The 877-nt window shown below is 77.2% G+C and carries 1 pseudogene; it reads left to right on the top strand.

Features of this window, described 5'->3' with window-relative positions:
- Positions 1-877, top strand: a pseudogene (locus IF54_RS0138800) (hypothetical protein); the annotation flags it as partial.

Here is an 877-nt window from a genome sequence, read left to right as displayed (position 1 = left end):
TACTGGGGCTGCGCCTGTTCCCCGGTTCGGGCAGCCCGGAGGAACTGCGCTTCGCCCAGGCCTTGTCGGGGCTTCCCGCCCCGGCGCGGGCCGCGTTCATGCTCCGCCTGCTGCCGGGCATGGCGGACGAGTCCGTCGCCGACGTGCTGACGGCGGCCGGGGTGGCCGACTCGGTCGGCGCGCTGGACGCCGCGCAGGCGTTCGCGGCCGAGCAGGCCGAGGAGGCCGACGGGGCGCGGGTTCAGCCGGGCTTCGTCCCGCAGGACTTCGCTTCGCAGGGCTTCGTCCCGCAGGAGTTCGCTTCGCAGGGCTTCGTCCCGCAGGAGTTCGACGCCTGTGCCCTGCGGGCCAGCCCCACCGATCTGCTGCGCCGTCGCCGCAGGGTGCGTCTGGGAGCCGTGGCGGCGCTCGCGGTGCTGGTGGTGGGGGCGGTGCTCACGGACACTCCCCCGGACTCCGCGTCCCGGCACACCGCCCTGCCGTCGGCGAGCACCCGCTCCGTGCTGCGGCCCGCCGACCTCACCCGCGCCCCGGCCGACCTCTGGGACAACACCTCACGCGTCGACTTCACCGCCTGGCCGCCCCGCGGCTCCCGCGTCCGGGACGAGAACCTCCTCGGGCGGGCCCTGAGCACCTGGACACGCCCGGGGCCCGGCACCCGCCTGTCCGCGACCCGCGCCACGCCCACGGTGGCGCCGCCCGACGCGCCGCAGCTCCTGTACGCCGGAGACGTGGGCGGCCTGGCCGTGGTCCTGCTCCACGACGGCCGGCGGCTCGCCCGGTACACCGAGCCCCTGTCGGCGGACGGGCCCAGGTCGCTGACGGTCGCGCGCGCCGACGACCCCGACGTGACCACCGCGGCCGCCGTGGCCCTCAC

The organism is Streptomyces sp. NRRL B-3229 (assembly GCF_000719505.1).
GTDB classification, from domain to species: Bacteria; Actinomycetota; Actinomycetes; order Streptomycetales; family Streptomycetaceae; genus Streptomyces; species Streptomyces griseorubiginosus.
This window is presented reverse-complemented; position numbering and strand designations above follow the sequence as displayed.